The sequence below is a fragment of the Leifsonia sp. SIMBA_070 genome (assembly GCF_046534635.1).
Taxonomy (GTDB): Bacteria; Actinomycetota; Actinomycetes; order Actinomycetales; family Microbacteriaceae; genus Leifsonia.
Genome location: NZ_JAWRYK010000883.1, coordinates 1 through 239, shown reverse-complemented (window position 1 = coordinate 239; position 239 = coordinate 1). Strand labels below are relative to the sequence as shown.

General features: G+C 60.3%; 1 pseudogene. It reads right to left on the bottom strand.

The window, feature by feature from the left end:
- Nucleotides 1-239, bottom strand: a pseudogene (locus tag SB754_RS22750) (ribonucleotide-diphosphate reductase subunit alpha); the annotation flags it as partial.

Below are 239 nucleotides of genomic sequence, written 5' to 3'. Positions count from 1 at the left end.
ACGACAGGTCGGTGTTCAGCGTCGTCGGGGTGTTCACCTGCAGGATCTCGCTGCAGAGGTTCGACATGTTGATGCGGCCCTGGATCGGGTTCGCCTTGTTGACCGTGTCCTCGAACATGACGTACGGGTAGCCCGACTCGAACTGGATCTCGGCGACCGTCTGGAAGAACGTGCGCGCGTTGATCTTCGTCTTCTTGATGCGGGGGTCGTCGACCATCTCGCGGTACTTCTCGGTCACC